Origin of the sequence: Vibrio cholerae (assembly GCF_008369605.1) — a bacterium.
In the GTDB taxonomy this organism is placed as follows: Bacteria; Pseudomonadota; Gammaproteobacteria; order Enterobacterales; family Vibrionaceae; genus Vibrio; species Vibrio cholerae.
On record NZ_CP043554.1, the window covers coordinates 1,896,328 to 1,914,473 of the forward strand.

The 18,146-nt window shown below is 47.3% G+C and carries 20 protein-coding genes; 5 read left to right on the plus strand and 15 right to left on the minus strand.

Annotated features, from left to right (window positions below):
- Positions 1-113 precede the first annotated feature (113 nt).
- Complete coding sequence (gene tesB, locus F0316_RS08785) at positions 114-974, plus strand: acyl-CoA thioesterase II (protein WP_000042747.1); 861 nt, start codon at positions 114-116, stop codon at positions 972-974.
- 8 nt (positions 975-982) lie between these two features.
- Here tesB and F0316_RS08790 read toward each other — a convergent pair whose 3' ends face one another.
- Positions 983-1,441, minus strand: coding sequence for an Lrp/AsnC family transcriptional regulator (locus tag F0316_RS08790; RefSeq protein WP_000923262.1), 459 nt, complete (start codon positions 1,439-1,441; stop codon positions 983-985).
- 121 nt (positions 1,442-1,562) lie between these two features.
- Between F0316_RS08790 and F0316_RS08795 the strand changes: the two genes are divergently transcribed.
- Positions 1,563-2,630 (plus strand): PLP-dependent cysteine synthase family protein, encoded by a 1,068-nt coding sequence (locus F0316_RS08795; protein ID WP_000337335.1) that lies wholly within the window; start codon positions 1,563-1,565, stop codon positions 2,628-2,630.
- 124 nt (positions 2,631-2,754) lie between these two features.
- Here the strand turns inward: F0316_RS08795 and sohB are convergent, their stop codons facing one another.
- Positions 2,755-3,816, minus strand: coding sequence for a protease SohB (gene sohB / locus F0316_RS08800; RefSeq protein ID WP_000394900.1), 1,062 nt, complete (start codon positions 3,814-3,816; stop codon positions 2,755-2,757).
- Between the two features lie 158 nt (positions 3,817-3,974).
- On the opposite strand from sohB, the gene F0316_RS08805 reads away from it, so the two are divergent.
- Positions 3,975-4,718: a YciK family oxidoreductase gene (locus F0316_RS08805; RefSeq protein ID WP_149560418.1), complete on the plus strand. Its 744-nt coding sequence runs from the start codon at positions 3,975-3,977 to the stop codon at positions 4,716-4,718.
- 102 nt (positions 4,719-4,820) lie between these two features.
- On the opposite strand, the gene F0316_RS19985 is transcribed toward F0316_RS08805, so the two are convergent.
- The 3 genes from F0316_RS19985 to F0316_RS08815 all read right to left on the minus strand — a co-directional run bounded on the left by F0316_RS19985 (position 4,821) and on the right by F0316_RS08815 (position 6,655).
- The gene (locus F0316_RS19985) at positions 4,821-5,204 is read right to left on the minus strand and encodes a hypothetical protein (protein WP_232510596.1); all 384 of its coding nucleotides are present in this window, start codon (positions 5,202-5,204) and stop codon (positions 4,821-4,823) included.
- Between the two features lie 52 nt (positions 5,205-5,256).
- The gene (locus F0316_RS19990) at positions 5,257-5,565 is read right to left on the minus strand and encodes a hypothetical protein (protein ID WP_229767848.1); all 309 of its coding nucleotides are present in this window, start codon (positions 5,563-5,565) and stop codon (positions 5,257-5,259) included.
- 652 nt (positions 5,566-6,217) lie between these two features.
- Positions 6,218-6,655: a YcgN family cysteine cluster protein gene (locus F0316_RS08815; protein ID WP_001880862.1), complete on the minus strand. Its 438-nt coding sequence runs from the start codon at positions 6,653-6,655 to the stop codon at positions 6,218-6,220.
- 141 nt (positions 6,656-6,796) lie between these two features.
- On the opposite strand from F0316_RS08815, the gene F0316_RS08820 reads away from it, so the two are divergent.
- On the plus strand, positions 6,797-7,045 hold the full coding sequence (locus tag F0316_RS08820; RefSeq protein ID WP_000340598.1) for a YkgJ family cysteine cluster protein: 249 nt from the start codon (positions 6,797-6,799) through the stop codon (positions 7,043-7,045).
- A 109-nt stretch (positions 7,046-7,154) separates the two neighbouring features.
- Here F0316_RS08820 and recR read toward each other — a convergent pair whose 3' ends face one another.
- The 7 genes from recR to F0316_RS08855 form a co-directional block, all read right to left on the minus strand.
- Positions 7,155-7,757 carry a recombination mediator RecR gene (gene recR, locus F0316_RS08825; RefSeq protein ID WP_001260579.1) on the minus strand — a complete coding sequence of 201 codons (603 nt, stop codon included), beginning with the start codon at positions 7,755-7,757 and terminating at the stop codon, positions 7,155-7,157.
- Between the two features lie 14 nt (positions 7,758-7,771).
- Positions 7,772-8,101 (minus strand): YbaB/EbfC family nucleoid-associated protein, encoded by a 330-nt coding sequence (locus F0316_RS08830; RefSeq protein WP_000467102.1) that lies wholly within the window; start codon positions 8,099-8,101, stop codon positions 7,772-7,774.
- A 70-nt stretch (positions 8,102-8,171) separates the two neighbouring features.
- The gene (dnaX, locus tag F0316_RS08835; protein WP_149560419.1) at positions 8,172-10,250 is read right to left on the minus strand and encodes a DNA polymerase III subunit gamma/tau; all 2,079 of its coding nucleotides are present in this window, start codon (positions 10,248-10,250) and stop codon (positions 8,172-8,174) included.
- An 18-nt stretch (positions 10,251-10,268) separates the two neighbouring features.
- Positions 10,269-10,814: an adenine phosphoribosyltransferase gene (gene apt, locus F0316_RS08840; protein ID WP_149560420.1), complete on the minus strand. Its 546-nt coding sequence runs from the start codon at positions 10,812-10,814 to the stop codon at positions 10,269-10,271.
- 131 nt (positions 10,815-10,945) lie between these two features.
- Positions 10,946-11,344 carry a YbaN family protein gene (locus F0316_RS08845; protein WP_001892232.1) on the minus strand — a complete coding sequence of 133 codons (399 nt, stop codon included), beginning with the start codon at positions 11,342-11,344 and terminating at the stop codon, positions 10,946-10,948.
- A complete protein-coding gene (locus tag F0316_RS20310) occupies positions 11,344-11,475 on the minus strand; it encodes a hypothetical protein (protein ID WP_000013199.1) in 132 nt (43 codons plus the stop codon). The genes F0316_RS08845 and F0316_RS20310 overlap by 1 nt, the downstream gene beginning before the upstream one ends.
- A 169-nt stretch (positions 11,476-11,644) precedes the next feature.
- Positions 11,645-12,736 carry a response regulator gene (locus F0316_RS08855; RefSeq protein ID WP_172626001.1) on the minus strand — a complete coding sequence of 364 codons (1,092 nt, stop codon included), beginning with the start codon at positions 12,734-12,736 and terminating at the stop codon, positions 11,645-11,647.
- A gap of 247 nt (positions 12,737-12,983) precedes the next feature.
- On the opposite strand from F0316_RS08855, the gene F0316_RS08860 reads away from it, so the two are divergent.
- The gene (locus F0316_RS08860) at positions 12,984-13,859 is read left to right on the plus strand and encodes a LysR family transcriptional regulator (RefSeq protein WP_000762360.1); all 876 of its coding nucleotides are present in this window, start codon (positions 12,984-12,986) and stop codon (positions 13,857-13,859) included.
- A 76-nt stretch (positions 13,860-13,935) separates the two neighbouring features.
- Here the strand turns inward: F0316_RS08860 and F0316_RS08865 are convergent, their stop codons facing one another.
- From F0316_RS08865 to fadI, 3 genes are all read right to left on the minus strand, one after another.
- Complete coding sequence (locus F0316_RS08865; RefSeq protein WP_000387682.1) at positions 13,936-14,484, minus strand: NAD(P)H nitroreductase; 549 nt, start codon at positions 14,482-14,484, stop codon at positions 13,936-13,938.
- A gap of 126 nt (positions 14,485-14,610) precedes the next feature.
- Positions 14,611-16,737, minus strand: a complete 2,127-nt coding sequence (fadJ, locus tag F0316_RS08870) for a fatty acid oxidation complex subunit alpha FadJ (RefSeq protein ID WP_149560422.1) — start codon at positions 16,735-16,737, stop codon at positions 14,611-14,613.
- Complete coding sequence (gene fadI, locus F0316_RS08875) at positions 16,737-18,044, minus strand: acetyl-CoA C-acyltransferase FadI (protein ID WP_000517924.1); 1,308 nt, start codon at positions 18,042-18,044, stop codon at positions 16,737-16,739. The genes fadJ and fadI overlap by 1 nt, the downstream gene beginning before the upstream one ends.
- Positions 18,045-18,146: the final 102 nt, after the last annotated feature.

Sequence of the window (18,146 nt, forward strand, 5' to 3'; positions counted from 1 at the left end):
AAACCAGCAAATTATATGCCACCACGGTATTTGTGTCATTGGACAGCAGGATTATTGACAAATGTCTGACTAACATCACAAAATCATCAAACTACAAAAGAGGGTCCTAAGTCATGAGTAAACCGTTAGACGAATTATTAAGTCTGCTGCAATTGGAGAAACTGGAAGAGGGGCTGTATCGCGGTGCCAGCGAAAATTTGGGGCTTCCTCAAGTCTATGGCGGACAAGTGATTGGCCAAGCCTTGTCGGCAGCTCGCTACACGGTCGAGTCAGATCGCACTGTGCACTCTTTCCATAGCTATTTTCTTTACCCTGGCGATCCAGAAAAACCGATTATTTACGATGTAGAAAATCTTCGTGATGGCAAAAGCTTCAGCACTCGCCGTGTTAAAGCGATCCAAAATGGTCGGCCAATTTTTTATCTGACTGCGTCCTACCATGGTGATGCACCGGGATTTGAGCACCAAAAAACCATGCCTGTGGTTCCAGGGCCTGAGAACTTTGCTTCCGAATCCGAACTCGCGGCGCAGATTGCGCATTTCTTACCAGAAAAACTGCAAAAAGCGTTTTGTGGTGAAAAACCGATTGAGATGCGTCCCGTTACTGTCATCAACCCCTTGAAGCCAGAAAAAGCGGAGCCTAAGCAGTATTTGTGGATCCGAGCCAATGGCGATATGCCCGATGACCAGCTCATCCATCAGTATTTGCTTGGCTACGCCTCTGACTGGGGCTTCTTAGTGACCGCCTTGCATCCACATGGTGTTTCTCTGATGACACCAAAATTCCAAGTGGCAACTATTGACCACTCTATCTGGTTCCACCGTCCGTTTAAGATGGATGACTGGCTACTGTTTGCCATCGAAAGTCCTACGGCGAGCAATACACGCGGTTTAGTGCGTGGTGAGATTTATGATCGCCAAGGTAATTTGGTCGCAACAGCCGTCCAAGAAGGCGTGATGCGCTTTTTAAGCTGATCTCACCCTTAGAGCGGCAACTGAGTCGTGTATTTAAGTGACTCCATCGCAAAGGTGGAGGTCACTTTGTTCAACCCTTCGATACTATTGACCAGTTTTTTATAGAATCGGTCAAAACACGGCATATCTTTGACCTGCACCTTCATCATGTAATCGTATTCTCCCGCCATGCGATAAAACTCCATCACTTCGGGAAACTCTTCCACGGCAGTCACAAAGCGGCAGTACCATTCATGGGAGTGGTTATTGGTCGTCACCATGACAAAGGCCGTGAAAGAGAGGTCAAGGGCTTGCGCATCAAGCAGTGCGACTCGCTCGCGAATCACGCCACCTTCTTCCATTTTTTTCAAACGCTTCCAGCAAGGCGTAGTGGTTAAATTGACCGCTTCGGCTAATTCATTGAGTGACACGGTGCAGTCTTGTTGCAAAATGGCCAAGATTTGCCGATCAACTTTGTCGAGCAACATACAAATCGCCTTTTTTAGAGAAAATTTTTCTACAAAACTACAAAAGCATAGGCAAAATGGCAAAGTTTTTCTCTCTAAGCCTAGCTAAACTGATTCGGTAACCTAAGGGAGAAACTGGATTATGTGTACCGACCATCAGTGGATTAACAGTGCAATTCGTAAAATTGAAGCAGACTATCAACGCTCCGCCGACACCCATCTGATTAAACTCGATTTACCTTGCGTCTCTGGTGTCGATATCTATCTGAAAGATGAAAGTACCCACCCCACCGGTTCTCTCAAACACCGCCTCGCCCGTTCACTGTTTTTATATGGACTGTGTAATGGCTGGATTGGCCCAGAAACTACCATTATTGAATCCTCATCTGGCAGTACTGCCGTATCGGAAGCTTACTTTGCTCGCTTGCTTGGCCTACCCTTTATTGCCGTGATGCCAAAGTGCACCGCGCGTAAAAAAATCGAACAGATCCAGTTCTATGGGGGCAAGGCGCATCTTGTAGACCGCTCCGATCAAATTTACGCAGAATCTCATCGTCTCGCGAAAGAGCTGAAAGGCCACTACATGGATCAGTTTACTTACGCCGAACGAGCGACCGACTGGCGGGGCAACAGCAACATCGCTGACAGTATTTTTAGCCAGATGCAGATGGAACAACACCCCGTTCCAAGCTGGATTGTGATGAGCCCGGGGACGGGAGGCACCTCAGCCACTATCGGCCGCTTTATTCGCTACCAACAATACAACACCAAACTGTGTGTGGTTGACCCGGAAAACTCGGTTTTTTATGACTACTACCGCACGCGAAATGCCGAGCTAACCCGTGACTGCGGCAGCAAGATTGAAGGTATTGGCCGTCCAAGAGTCGAGCCCAGTTTTATTCCTGATGTGGTGGATGAAATGCGTGCGATCCCTGATGCCGCGAGTGTAGCGACCATCTACTGGTTGGAGAAAATTCTTGGCCGTAAAGCTGGCGCCTCCACCGGCACTAACCTGTATGGCGCGCTGCAACTCGCCTGCGAAATGAAGCGCCGCGGCGAGCAAGGTTCGATTGTCACGCTCTTGTGCGATAGCGGTGAACGCTACCTTGATACCTATTACAACTCTGAGTGGGTCAAAAACAACATTGGCGATTTAAGTAAATATCTGCACAAGTTGGAAACATTCTCCGCGACAGGCTGTCTGGATTAAGTACTTACTCCATGCAAACCATCCCAGCGCAAAAAGCGATGATTTAGGGATGACCATGAAAAAACGCGCTTAGCAAACTAAGCGCGTTTTTTCATTACGGCAACGAACAGTAAACCAATCAACCTTAAACCAAGGGACGTTGGCCTCGACTGATCAGTTTCAGCAACACATTGTCGGCGGCATCACCGGCCACTCCGGCCAGTTTATCGGCCAGCTTTTTCTTTTGCGTATAACGCAGCAGAAGTACGGTTTTGCTCTTGCACGCGGCAACAATCAAATCATCGGACGTTTGAATCTCATCGACCAACCCCAGTGCTTTGGCTTGCGTGCCAAACCAGTGTTCACCTGTCGCGACTTTATCGAGATCCAACGCGGGGCGATGCTCGCGGATAAAGTCTTTGAACAGTTGATGTGTTTCTTCCAGCTCTTGCTTGAACTTTTCACGCGCTTTATCGGTATTTTCACCAAACATGGTTAAGGTGCGCTTGTATTCGCCCGCCGTGAGCTGTTCAAACTCGATATCGTTCTTTTTCAGCAGTTTATGGAAGTTTGGTAACTGAGCCACCACACCGATAGACCCGACAATCGCAAATGGCGCACTGACAATTTTATCGGCGATGCAGGCCATCATATAACCGCCGCTAGCCGCAACTTTATCTACCGCAATGGTCAGCGGTAAGCCAGCTGCTTTAAGGCGATCCAGTTGTGATGATGCCAAACCATAACCATGCACCATGCCGCCACCAGTTTCCAAACGCAGCAGCACCTCATCACCCGCTTGTGCCACCGCCAAGATCGCGCTCACCTCTTCACGCAGTGAAGCGACTTCTTTCGCATCAATACTGCCGTGAAAATCAAGCACAAACAGATGCGGATCGCGTTTGCTTTCCAATTCACCTTCTTTCGCCGCTTGCTTAAGCGACTTTTCACGACTTTTCTGCTCAGCTTTTTCTTTCTTCTTATCCGCTTTATCGCGCGCTTTTAAAAACGCTTCGTCATGCAGATAAGCCTCTAAACGCTCAACCGTCTCTTTATGCTGTTCGGTCAGATCGGTGATTTCCAACTCCCCTTTGGCACCACCACTGCGTCCGCCCAATGATTTTACTATCACTAGTACTGCGACCAATGCGACTACCACAGTCACAATCTTGGCCAAAAACAGGCCGTAATCTAACAAAAACTCCAAGTGACTCATCCTTCTTGAATACGAATTGGTGTATTGTAACCACCTTGTCACGAAGACTTAAAGCAAATCCTCTTCCAACTCGACTAACCTTGGATTTTTGACACGCCTCAGCCAGAGTTTGCCAGCAGGAAGAGCTAAAAAATAATAAGGAATAAGACGTGAATTATTCAGTCTCAACAGACGCTTTGAAAGAGAAAGTGATTTTAGTCACCGGAGCAGGTGATGGTATTGGTAAGCAAGCGGCGATCAGTTTCGCGGCGCACGGCGCGACCGTGATTTTACTTGGCCGTACCGTGAAAAAGCTCGAACAAACCTATGATGCTATTGAAGCAGCGGGTTATCCGACACCGGCGATTGTTCCTTTAGATATGAAAGGCGCAACCAAACAAAATTATCTGGATATGGTCGATACCATAGAAGATCAATTTGGCCGTTTGGATGGCGTATTACACAATGCCAGCTTGCTTGGCGTACTCAGCCCCTTCGATCAAATTGGCGAAGACAGCTTCGATGAAGTGATGCAAGTGAACGTGAAAGCACAGTTCCTTATGACTCAAGCGCTGCTACCGCTGCTGCACAAATCAGCCGATGCTCGAATTGTGTTTACCACGTCTAACGTAGGTCATATTGGCCGTGCTTTCTGGGCAACTTACGCGATTTCTAAGTTTGCGACTGAAGGTATGATGCAAATTCTGGCCGATGAATTGAGTGAAAGCACCATTCGAGTCAATGCGATTAACCCGGGCGGCACTCGCACCGCGATGCGCGCGAAAGCCTACCCAGCAGAGGATGCAGACAAGTTAAAAACACCGCTCGATATTATGCCACTCTATCTGTACTTGATGGCTCCAGAAGGCCGTGAAGTGCACGGTCAATGTATTGATGCCCAGCCAAAGAAATAACGCGGTTTAGTTTTGGCTTTTACACAAAGACAAACGCCTTGCAAGCAGCAAGGCGTTTAAGCTTTTATAAAAAACCAATCGATATTTCAAATACAGCTAAGATTATCTGTGACAGCCACCACAACCGCTACTACCGCTGCTGCTACCGCCATGACTACTAGAATTGCTAGAAAATGGAGATGGAGTAATCATTGGCGGTTTATTATTATTAGGAAATGGTCTAGGCAGAATAGTTGGTGGCTTAGATGTTATATTTCCTGTTACATCAATTGATGTTAATGGCGGACGAGGCTGACCTGCATTACTATTTATATTCTCAGTTATAGCAGAAGAAACCGCTGGACCAACAATTAGTGCAAGTGGTCCGCTGGCTACACCTACTGCAGTACCAAGTATACTTCCAATGACAACTGGAGCAATCTGAACATCATCACCTCCAGCAGCGGAGGTACCTGCCGCTGCACTCAGATTCTGTACAACTGCCAAACCTATATCCTTTAGTGGTTTTAAAGAACGTTTAGTCCGTTGTATCGGAGCATCATATATATATAACACCATTAACTTCTACTAAGTAAGAGTTTTGAAATGATGTAATCCTAAAAACTTTAGGCACCTCTAATATTTCACCTGGATATAAAATTTCAAAAACTGTTTTATCAAAATTAGAAACTTCTACAACTCCCAGACTATCTTCAGCACCATACATATAAATTGATTGATATTTAGTTTCAAGACAATACTCAACACCACTCGAAAGAAAATAGATATGGCTAGGTATAGCATCTAAGCACACTGATGCATTTGACGATAACGGAAATAAACACAAAAATAACAATAGCCTTGACATTTATAAGAATCCAAATAAAAATAAGAATAGTTATTATTAATAATGGACTGTATAATGTCAACATATAGAATCATCCAATACTTATTCGCCACTATAATGTCTTTTATCACAAGCTATCTGATAACTTTGTTATTTAAACATCAGAATTATTGGGGAATGGAAGAGCATGCTTCAACTATACATGCAGCTATAAATAGTTTAATTGCGATCATAGCAATAAGAACTATTGCTTATTTTGACAATAAAGAAGATAGTAAATGAAGGCTTAATAGTGATTGTTTACGACAATAAATAACCGCTTTGCTACGTAAAAATAATTCACTTATCCATTTACTCCCCAAGCGATGATAATCCACTAAAGCCTATCACTTGGTAGACATATTAAGTAAACGAAGAGTTTTATTATGAATTGATACACAATTCTTCGTGAGTTCCTTGCTACGCAAAAGCCCATGAGAACTATATTTTTATTAATAAACATTAGATCAGGACGATCGCACTTGTGTTTAATATTTGCGCTAATAGAGTGACTTGCTTGTCAAAGGTTTGATAAAAGAGCATATTGCGTTCAAATACCACTCACTTCTTGCTCAAAATATGGACTTAAGTTGGGCAAATAACCTCCATTCGTTCACCTTGGATATTAGAAAGCTTAATCTCGACTCATCAGCACAATGTGATCTTCCCAATCAATCACATCCACTTCATAAACGATCTTACCGCGCACACTTTCATCGGCGGCATGCATGGCGTCTTTCGACCCGGTCAGCAAAGGATGCCATTCTGGAAGTGTTTGACCATTACCAAGCAAACGGTAAGCGCAGGTATCAGGCAGCCAGTTAAACTCTTCAATCTTGTCGCGAGTGAGCTTTAAACACTCTTCACCTGAGCTAAAACGATTGGGGTAATCTTTACAAGAGCAGGTGTCGCTATTGAGCCAGCTACACGCCACATTGGTGTAGTAGATTTCATCCGTATCTTCGTCCATGAGTTTGTGCAGGCAACATTTACCACAGCCATCGCACAGCGATTCCCACTCGGCTTCGGTCATTTGGTCTAACGTTTTACTTTGCCAGAAGGGTGTACTCATTGCAGTGTCTTACGGTTTATCTATCGGGGGGACGATTTATACTCTTTACATCGCTAAAGTGCAAGAAAAGCGCAAGTCAGTGCATCCTATCGAGCTTTCTGTTAGGATGGCCGCCCATTTTTCCAGCGCAAAGAGATTATGATGGATTGTCGATTAGGCTGCGGCGCTTGCTGCATAGCGCCAAGCATCTCCTCCCCGATTCCAGGCATGCCGAATGGCAAACCTGCTGGAGTGCGCTGTGTTCAGCTTAATGAGGATAATTTGTGCCAACTATTTGGCCGCCCTGAGCGCCCAAAAGTGTGTCACGATTTCAAAGCCTGCCCTGTCGTGTGTGGAAAAACCAATCAGCAAGCCTTGGCTAACTTAACCGAACTTGAGCGATTAACTTAAGCATAACGTGGATTCCGCTACGCGACTTCGCCTCCGAACACAGATTAAAAGACAAGTACAGATAAAAGAATGCCGCTCATCGAGCGGCATTGTAATTTTTGAGGCTGAGTTAAAACAGTTTGTGACGGCCCAACAGCGAATGCGATAAGGTCGTGCCATCCACCAACTCAAGTTCGCCGCCCACGGGAACACCATGTGCAATGCGGCTTGCGGTGACTTGATGCTCACGACACAACTCGGCAATGTATTGCGCGGTCGCCTCACCTTCCACCGTCGGGTTAGTGGCGAGGATCACCTCACTGATATCACCGCGTTGCAAGCGATAATCCAGCGTATCGAGGCCAATATCGCTCGGACCAATACCATCCAGCGGTGATAAGTGCCCCATCAACACAAAATAGCGACCAGAAAATTGACCGGTAGCTTCTAGCGCCGCAATATCTGCTGGGCTTTCAACCACACACAACTGACCATTTTCTTTACGTTTTGGGTTGCTACAGATGTGGCAAACATCCTGCTCAGTAAAAGTTCGGCACTCCTGACAATGGCCGATTTCGACCATCGCCTGACTCAGTGCCTCAGCCAGTTGTAAACCACCTTTACGATCGCGCTGTAACAGATGGAATGCCATACGCTGCGCTGATTTTGGGCCAACACCCGGCAGGCAGCGTAATGCTTCCATCAAATGTTCCAGCATGTGACTGGTACGCATAAATTCAGCTCAGATTAGAATGGCATTTTCATGCCCGGAGGCAGTTGCATTCCACCGGTGATTGAAGCCATTTTTTCTTTTTGCGTCTCTTCGATACGACGAGCGGCATCATTGAATGCGGCAGCAATCAAATCTTCCAGCATCTCTTTGTCGTCTTCCATCAGACTTTCATCGATGTTGACACGGCGCACGCTGTGGCTGCCCGTGACGGTCACTTTCACAAGGCCAGCACCGGACTCACCGGTCACTTCCATGTTTGCGATCTCTTCTTGCAGCTTTTGCATACGCTCTTGCATTTGTTGGGCTTGCTTCATCAGGTTGCCCATTCCGCCTTTACCAAACATCTTTATCTCTCTGGTTATCGTTGAATGTTTCACATAGTGTGGGGGTGAGACACTTAGGTTTCAACCCCATTTAAATGGGTCGTACGCTGTCACTATCGAGCTGCGCATTAAATCGACGCTCAATAAACTGCACGTTGGGATCAGTTTGTAAACTGTGCAGCGCAGAAGTGAGTTTCTGCTGGTAGAGACGCTCACGTAGCTCAAGGGGGGTTTCACCCTCTTGCCCGACGGTAATGTTCAATGAACAAGCTTCACCAAGCACATGATTCAATGCCTGTTCTAACTCTTGCTGCGCTTTTTCGTTGTGCAGATGGGCATGACTTGGACGCAACGTTAGAGAAATCTGATCGCCTTGACGAACAAAAGCGGAATTCAGCGCCAATTGCTCAACCATTTTGGCAGTCTCTAGCCGTTGAACCAATGCCGACCACGCGTCTTGCGCGACCGCTTCTTCAATCAACTTCGCTACCATTTCCGGCGTTTTTTCATGCTCTAACGCTTTTTTCAGTTGCGTTGGCGTGACTTCACTTTTTACCGCCACTTCGATAGGTTGCATTGGGCGCCATTGATAGATTTCCTCTTCGGGCTCCAACTCATCTTCATCATTGCGTTCTGGCGACACCTGCACTTGTTGTGCTCTCTGCGCAATACGCTCTAGCGCCGACGCTGGAGTAGCAGATGTCGCGTCAGACTTTTTTCCATCCGCGCCTTTGTTTTGTACTTCTTGTCGCTTAGAGCGCAGTTGATGACGCAACCCTGCTAGGGCTGGCATGCTGGCTTGACTCTGCGTGTCGGTATTGGTGACAACAGAGACTTCTGGAGCGTTTATCGAGTGTGATGCTTCTCGCTGAGTGACTGACACCGCGCTTTCCACCACCGGTTGTGCTGCCATCATTGGCGGTGCGACAGGGTGAGGTATCGCTTGCGAGGCAGGTTGCGATACGTTTGACTGAGCAACAGGTTGTGATTTCGGTGCTGAAGCCGCCGTTTGAGAAGTCGGTGCCGCGATCGTGGGAGCAGTCACTGCCGTATTGGGTGGCAAAATTACACTCGCCAAGGAGACGTGAGAAGGACGAAACGCCATCATACGCAGCATCAACATTTCAATGCCAATTCGCGCCGTGGGTGACAGTGGTAAATCTTGTCGACCTTTGAGCGTAATTTGGTAGTAAAGCTGCACATCTTGCGGCGCTAAGGTTTTGGCCAACGACTCAATACGCGATGCCTCTGGCAGCGATTTATCCAAGGTGGCAGGCAACGCTTGGTACATAGCAATTCGATGCAGTTGAGTCGAAAGCTGTTGCAGCAATCCATCCCACTCTACGCCATTTTGGGCAAGCGTTTCAATGCAATCCATGACTGCTTGTGGCGTTTGCAGGCTGATGGCTTGCAAGAGATGTAGAGCATGATCCGTATCTAGCGTGCCGAGCATGTGCGCGACGATGTCACTTTTCACTACGCCATTGCCCAACGCAATCGCTTGATCGGTCAAGCTAAGAGCATCGCGCATACTGCCATCCGCAGCATGGGCGAGCAGATTGAGTGCTTTGCTGTCGCTCGAGATCTGTTCGGCGTGCAGCACTTTATCGAGCTGCTGCTGGATATTTTCTACACTGATCGGTTTGAGATGGAACTGCAAGCAGCGCGACAAGATGGTCACAGGCAGCTTTTGTGGATCAGTGGTTGCCAGCAAAAACTTCACATACTCAGGCGGCTCTTCAAGCGTTTTCAGTAGCGCATTGAAGCTGTGACGCGAGAGCATATGAACTTCATCGATCAGGTAAACTTTGAAGCGTCCACGCGCAGGTTTGTACTGCACGTTGTCGAGCAATTCGCGCGTATCTTCCACTTTGGTGCGTGATGCAGCGTCAATCTCGAGCAGATCCACAAAGCGTCCCTGATCAATTTCTTGACAGGTTGCACACTGGCCGCAAGGCGTAGCCGTTATGCCCGTCTCGCAGTTGAGCCCCTTCGCAAACAAACGACCTATGGTGGTCTTACCCACGCCTCGAGTGCCACTAAACAAGTACGCATGGTGCAAACGGTTTTGCGCCAAAGCGTTCTCTAAAGCGGTTAAAACATGGGATTGTCCGACCACTTCGCTAAATCGTGTCGGACGCCATTTGCGTGCTAAAGCAAGATAACTCATTCCAATATCCGTTGTCGGTTAGTGACCTTCAAATTCACAGATGCTGTAAACCTGCAAGCCTAACCCTTCAAGGCGCTTATCACCACCAATTTCTGGCAAGTTAATCACGAAAGCAGCGTGCTCGACTTCTCCCCCTAATTGACGGATAAGCTTAGTGGTCGCTTCAATCGTACCACCGGTCGCCAGCAGGTCATCCACCACCAGTACTTTGTCGCCCGGTTTGATCGCATCCACATGAATTTCCAGCGTATCAGTACCGTATTCCAGCTCATAAGATTGAGCGACGGTTTGACGCGGCAATTTACCCGGCTTACGCACAGACACAAAGCCGACACCAAGTTCTAGTGCCAGAGGAGCACCAAATAAGAAACCACGCGCTTCTGTGCCCACAACCTTGGTAAAACCCATGTCTTTGTACTTTTCAACCAGAAGTTGAATGGTCGCTTGGTAGGCTTGGGCATCTTCCAGCAAGCTGGTCACATCACGAAACAGAATGCCTTTTTTCGGGTAGTCAGGAATACTTTTGATGCTGGATTTGATCAGTGAAAGAGTTTCAGTTGTCATAGTTACTTTAACTTCAGTTGCTTCATCACCTTAGGTGATGACAGAACAATTTCGGAGCCGTCTGCCACAAGGGAACGACAGCACTGAAAAAACAAAGCCCACTCGAAGAGTGGGCACACTTCCCGCTAATGCTAGTGATTTTCTTGTTGGTTAGCAACCAGCTCATGGGTTGGTAAACGGATAAACCAAGTGATCAAAAGCACAAGCCAGATAAACAGCGCAACCTTGAGCCACAGCCAAGGAACCATCCAGATCGAAAAGGCAAAACTCAGCACGATAAAGAGTGTGGCACGCTTTTTCACCACTTTACTGACCGCGCCATGTTGTTGCCAGTTTTGAATCATAGGGCCAAATGTCGCATGTTGATTCAACCAGCGATAGAACCGAGGACTGCTGCGTAAAAAACAAGCACTAGACAGTAAGATAAAGGGTGTGGTGGGCAGAAGAGGAAGAAATATGCCCAGTATCCCTAGGCATAGACTGGTTATTCCAATAACACTGAACAAAAAACGTGGTAAGGATGAACGCATTAAAATCCAGCGTACCCGTTAAATACACGAATCCAAGTCAGTGTCGCAGGCAGAGTCGGGATCAGCAGGACTGCAACCACGCCTAGAAAGTAGTAGATATTGAAGGGTTCTTTGAACTCTTGGTTTGCCATTGTAATTTTCTCTTTTGGGTGACTTTAAACTGGGCAACTCTAAGGTAGCCTCATTAATTTTGTGGTCGGAACTATAACGAAAGCGAGCTGCAACAAACACTGACAATGTATAAGGTTATTAGCAGCTCGATGCAAAGTTACAATCACACTCACACTTTAGGCGGAAAAATCACCCCTCACAACCTTGATAGAGATCCAAAGTAAAACTGTAGGCACTGGGTTTACTTAAACTGATTTGACAAGCAGCACGAATCGGCAAATCTTTGGTGATGAAATTGCGTAGGCTATTATCACCTAGCTGAACACCAGAAGTAACCCGATTGTGTACGTAGCCGTTTGACCACTGGCAATCAAGCCCCGCAGGTAATAGTGACAAAGTACCATCGGCAAGATCAGCCACCCCAAACAGAGCAGAAACTTTACCAATACACTCAGAACAATGGATTCCCCGTTCGATGATTTCGGCAAGATCTTTTAGCTCGACACTAAAGTTACGCAGATTTCGCAAATAATCATGGAACAAGGCGCGCACCAGCAATGTAGAAGCTGCCCCACACTCACGATGGCTCGCGGCATCAACCACATAGAACACAAATTGACCGTTCATAAGCCAAGCGTAGTCAAAAACCAGTGGCATCAATTCAGCGGACTGTAGTAATCGATAGCTGCATTTCCAGCTCCCGAGCTGAGAATCCTTTTCTGGTAATAGTGCTTCGAGCAATTCTTTGGCAGCATTGGGGTTGTCTTTCAAATATTGTAAATGCCAATGCAACTCTTGCTCTTCAGGGATACTCCCTTGGCGATCAGCACCATACCAACAACTTGCAAAATCTCGTTGATGATCATCATTCGCCAACACTTTTTCTATTGCGCTCGCAAGATGCGAATGATTGGTGATCGGTTTGGGTAGAAAATCTTTAATCCCAAAGCGCAGCGCTTTAGCCACATCGGCCATTTCTTCGGTGGCTGAGACAACAACCAGAGGCCAAGAAGGATAGGACGAACTGACCTCCTCAACGAACTCAATTCCGTTAAGCACAGGCATGGACAAATCACACAGAATCAAGTCTGGCTCGTGATCACGCAATTTTCGCAAACCATCCAAACCGTTTTCAGCTTCGATCACTTGATAGCCATATTTTTGAAGATAGCCTTTGGTCATTCGTCGGAAAACAGGATCGTCATCCACCAGCAAAATCAGCTTTGCTGCCGTTATCTGCGCTTCTTCTTCGCAGTCTTCCGGGATGTGAGATTTATACATAAACATCGACCTCACTAGTAAAGTCTACCGCACAAGTCACCATTAGCTTGCGGCGGAAAAGTTGAATTATTGATTAATTAAAAAGTAGCCGCGAACTGGGCATTACACAAACCGTGGGGCCTGAAATTTAATCAATCACAAGATGTATGGTTTTCAATAAATCATCTTACAAGTTGACATCACGCAAAATTTATCGGCTTATATGTGTATAAATTAGCGATAGTTGCAACATAATGTGTCAGAAACGATGAAACTAGATGACCTAAACCTCTTTCGACTGGTTGTCGAAAATGGAAGCTATACCTCAACTTCAAAAAAAACCATGATCCCTGTGGCAACGATCACAAGACGGATTCAAGCCTTGGAGGATTCCCTAAACCTTAGGTTGCTCAATCGTCACGCTCGTAAACTGACTCTGACCGAAGCGGGCGAACGTTTCTACAAAGATTGCTCTCCCCTGCTGGAGCGTCTCGCTTCAATGACAGAAGAGATCACCGATGAATGTCGTGGTGCGTCGGGGCGCATTCGTATTTCTGCACCATCCAATCTGACAAAACGAATGATGATGCCGATGTTCAATGCCTTTATGGAAAAATATCCCGATATTCATATTGAGCTGATGATGAGTAACCAAGCCGACGATCTCGACCCCACTGAATGGGATGTGATTTTCCGAGTTGGCCCACAGCGTGATTCCAGCTTGATAGCTCGTAAAATCGGTGAAGTGAAAGACATTTTGGTTGCCAGCCCTCAATACTTGTCGAGCCATCCGCAACCGACTCATGCTGAAGAGTTGCATCAACATCAGTTGCTCAAAGGTTATCCATTGCTCAAATGGCAACTGACCAACAGCCAAGGTGAAACTGTCGTCAACAGTGATCGCGGCCGTTTTCAAGCCAGCGCACTGAATGTTGTTCGCAGCGCATGTTCAGAAGGTTTAGGCATTACGCTCATGCCCGATGTGATGCTGCGTGAATTTCTTGAGGATGGCAGTTTGGTACAAGTGCTGTCGGATTGGAGCTCAAATCCGCGGGATATCTACATGCTGTATAACCACAAAGATCACCAGCCAGAAAAAGTGCGCCTGTTTATTGATTTTGTGATTGGCTACCACCTGCAATAAACACTCGTCTTTTTATAAAGCATTTCAATAGAAAAAGGGCTTCGCGCCCTTTTTCTTTACTGCCAGAACTGCGTATTTAGAGATACTCCACGTACTTACTAAGCTCACGTTCGGGCACTTTAGCTGCAGTAGTCCCTGGAGTCCCAAGATAGAGAAAACCGACAATTTGGTCTTCGCCTTGTACATTGAAAGCACGACGGACAACCGGATTGAACATCCAGCTTCCAGAGCGCCAAATTCCCTGAAACCCTTGTGCTACGGCCGCCATTTGCATGGCTTGTACTGCACAACCGGCGGATAGATGCTGCTCAAACGCAGGGATCTTTTCACTGTGAGTGACTTTAGCGATCACGGTGATCACCATGGGTGCGCGAAAAGGCGCATTTTTCGCTTTACTGATCACCGCTTCATCACTGCCGTTGGCAATCTCCGCTTGCTCTAAAATGGCGGCAAGTTTGGCTAACCCTTCACCTTGTGCAACCACAAAACGCCATGGAGTCAAAGCACCATGATCTGGAGCGCGTAAACCCGCGCGCAGAATATTATCCAATGCCTCATTTTGTGGTGCTGGCGCATCCAATTTGGCAATTGAACGACGGTTGAGCAATAAATCGAGCGCTTCCATTTTGAATTCCTTGTTACTTCTTGATTTTATGTTTCATCCTAGCACAGATTTTTGAGAATCACTCGCAATAAGAAAGAGGCACTCGGCCTCTTTCTATTAGTGATAAGGGGATAGTCTCACCGGATACTAGGGGTAGAACTTCTCGCCCAATCCCGCTCTGGTCAACAAACCGTCACATGGAGCAAACCGCTCTCCATATTTCTCAGTGTGTTGGTTCATCATTTCCACCACTTTGGTTAAACCAAGCGTGTCCATGTAACGGAAAGGCCCACCTAAGAACGGCGGGAAACCGATGCCAAAAATCGCGCCCATATCGCCATCACGTGCACTGCGAATAATGCCTTCATCGAGACAACGAACCGCCTCATTGAGCATAGGCAACAAGCAACGCATCGCGATTTCTTTGTCGTTTAGCTTAGATTCCGGGGTTAACTTCAGCAGTTTATAAACGGATTTATCGACTTCTTTCTTCTTGCTGCCTTTGTAGGTGTAGAAACCTTTACCGCTTTTCCGGCCTTTACGGTTATCTTTCAACAACACATCAAACACGTCCGGTCCTTGGAAACGCGGCCCAAGCTCTTTAACCAAAATCGGCATGATCTTGGCTCCGATATCGACCCCTACTTCATCAAGCAAGGTGATAGGCCCCACTGGGAAACCAAAATCCAGTAACGCAGCATCGAGTTTTTCGATAGGTTCACCCGCCATCAGCACTTGCGCGGCTTCATTCATATAAGGCGCTAAAATGCGGTTGACATAAAAACCGGCACAGTCTTTAACAACAATCGGTGTTTTGCCCTGCTTACGTGCCAATGTCACCACGGTCGCAATGGTTTCATCCGAGGTGGTCGCGTGAGGAATCACTTCCACCAACGGCATTTTTTCAACTGGGCTGAAATAATGTAAACCCACAATATTTTGCGGACGCTGCGCTTGGCTCGCGATCTGATGGATCGGCAACGAGGATGTGTTGGTCGCAAAAATCGTTGTCGGTTTGGCATTCGCTTCAATATCCGCCACCATTTGTTGCTTAAGTTTCAGGTCTTCAAACACAGCCTCTATCACTACATCACAGCGATCAAAACCCACAAAGCCAGTCCCACCCGAGAGCTGCGACATCTGCGCTTGCACCTGTGCTTTAGTCAAAATCTTGCGCTGTCTCTGCTTATCAAACAGCTTGTAGTTGTAATTGAGGGCATTGAGCACACCATCATTCGCCACATCTTTGATGCGCACCGATGTTTTGGCTTTCGCCACAGTAACATGACTGATGCCAGCCCCCATCAAACCACCCCCGAGCACGCCCACAGCTGCCACAGGTGCGGGTTTGGCATTCGCACCGAGATCTTTTTTCATCTCTGTGGTCGCAAAGAAAATGGAGCGCAGTGCTTTCGATTCTCGGGTCATCACCAGTTCAGCGAAACGCTTGGCTTCATATTCCAAGCCAGCATGCATCCCTTTTTCTAGGCCATACTGAATGACCTCTAAAATGGCTTGCGCTGCGGGGTAGTTGCCACGGGTTTTCTGCTGCGTTTTCTTGGCCGCTTGGTCAAAAATCAACTTACGCCCCAAGCCGGTATTGACGAGCAGTTTTTCTTTGATCGGTAACGTAACTTGAGCGCGCTTTTTGTGCCCTTTTTCTTCTAGAAGACGTTTGGCCACATCCAACAGTACTGAGTGCGGAACACATGCATCAACCACACCCAATTTCTTGGCCTTTTTGGCACGCAATTGTTTGCCCGTTAAGATGAGGTCCAGCGCAGGCAGTAAACCAATCAAACGTGGTAAACGCTGTGTCCCGCCAGAGCCCGGAAGCAAACCCAACATCACTTCTGGTAAGCCTAGACGTGTTACCTCATCTTCAGTACAGACACGATAATCACACGCCAGAGCCAATTCTAAACCACCGCCTAAGCAAGGGCCGTGAATCGCCGCGACCACAGGGAAAGGTAAATCGGCAAGCTGCTGGAACATCTGTTGCCCCTGCGAGGCTAACGCTTGTGCTTCATGTACCGATTGGCAAGCTTCCAACATGCGGACATCCGCGCCCGTAATAAAGTTATCCGGCTTAAGAGAGTGGATAATCAGCCCTTTGATCTGTCCTCGCTTTTCATTGAGCGTTGCAAAAACGGCTTGCATCTCTTCTGCAAATGCCGCTTGCAGGGTATTCATTTTTTCGCCCGGGACATCAATCGCCAGCCAAGCGTAATGCTGCTCATCAAACGAGAGCTGAAATGCATTGTTGTTATCCATTATTCCACCTCCAGAATCATAGCAGCGCCTAAGCCACCCGCAGCACAAGCCGTATTTAAGGCTAAACCACCGCCACGGCGTTTTAATTCACGCAAAGTTTGAGTGATCATACGCGCACCTGTCGCCGCGAATGGGTGACCATAAGCCAGTGAGCCACCCAGCACGTTAAATTTACTCATATCCACTTCACCAATCGCTTGTGCGCGACCTAGCTGCTCTTGAGCAAACTTGTCACTGGCGAACATCTTCAAGTTCGCTAAGGTTTGCGCGGCAAAGGCTTCGTGCATATCAATCAAGGTGAGATCATTTAAGGTGATGCCTGCGCGATCCAAGGCTATCGGAGTGGCGTAAGAAGGCCCCATCAGCATATCTTTTTCTACGCCAATCGCGGCAAACGCATAAGAGCGGATATACCCCATGATCTCAAGACCAAGCTCTTTCGCTTTACCTTCACGCATCAACATAATCGCGGCGGCGCCATCCGTCAGTGGGGTTGAGTTTGCTGCGGTCACCGAACCGTATTGACGGTCAAAGGCAGGACGCAACTTTGCATAGCTCTCTAGCTTGGAGTCCATGCGAATGTTGTTATCCATATCCAGCCATTTTTTGTATGGCTCAGGAAAAGCCGTCATCACTTCATCGCGAATTTTGCCCTCTGTCCATGCTTGAGCCGCTAAAGTATGTGAACGATGTGCTAACGCATCTTGCTCAGCGCGCGAGATCGCATAACTTTTGGCCATCTGCTCAGCAGTTTGCCCCATCGAAAGACCCGTTGAATATTCCGCGACCGCAGGAGGTACGGGCATCAAGTCTTTAAAAGAGAGGTTACTGAGCAGTTTAAGTTTCTGCCCGACCGTCTTAGTTTTACTCAAGGCTAATAAAGAAGCCGCCAGTTTTTTAGAAACACCAATCGGCAGAACAGAAGAAGAATCCGCACCACCTGCAATACCAATATCTATGCTGCCAGCCATGATACTTTCGGCCACATTGACGGCGGCTTGAAAACTGGTGGCGCAAGCGCGAGTAACGCTGTAGGCATCCGTGTTAATCGACATTCCGGTACCTAGTACAATTTCTCGAGCAATATTCGGCGCTTCTGGCATCTGTACCACTTGGCCAAACACCACTTGCTCAATTAATTTAGGATCGATAGCGGTGCGCGCCATCATCTCTTGCACTACCATTTTGCCGAGATCGACTGCGGGTACTTGACCAAACTCGGTGCTTTGACGCGCAAACGGCGTACGTAGCCCGGCCACAATCGCCACTCGTTCTCCAGAACGAGTCCTGACTTCCTGTTTGCCCATGATTTCTCCTTCGAATAAGAGGTCTGACCTGGCGCATTGTAACGAGAATGTTAAACAAATCAAACAGCCGTTTAAATAATCGTGATTTAAACATTCCTTTCG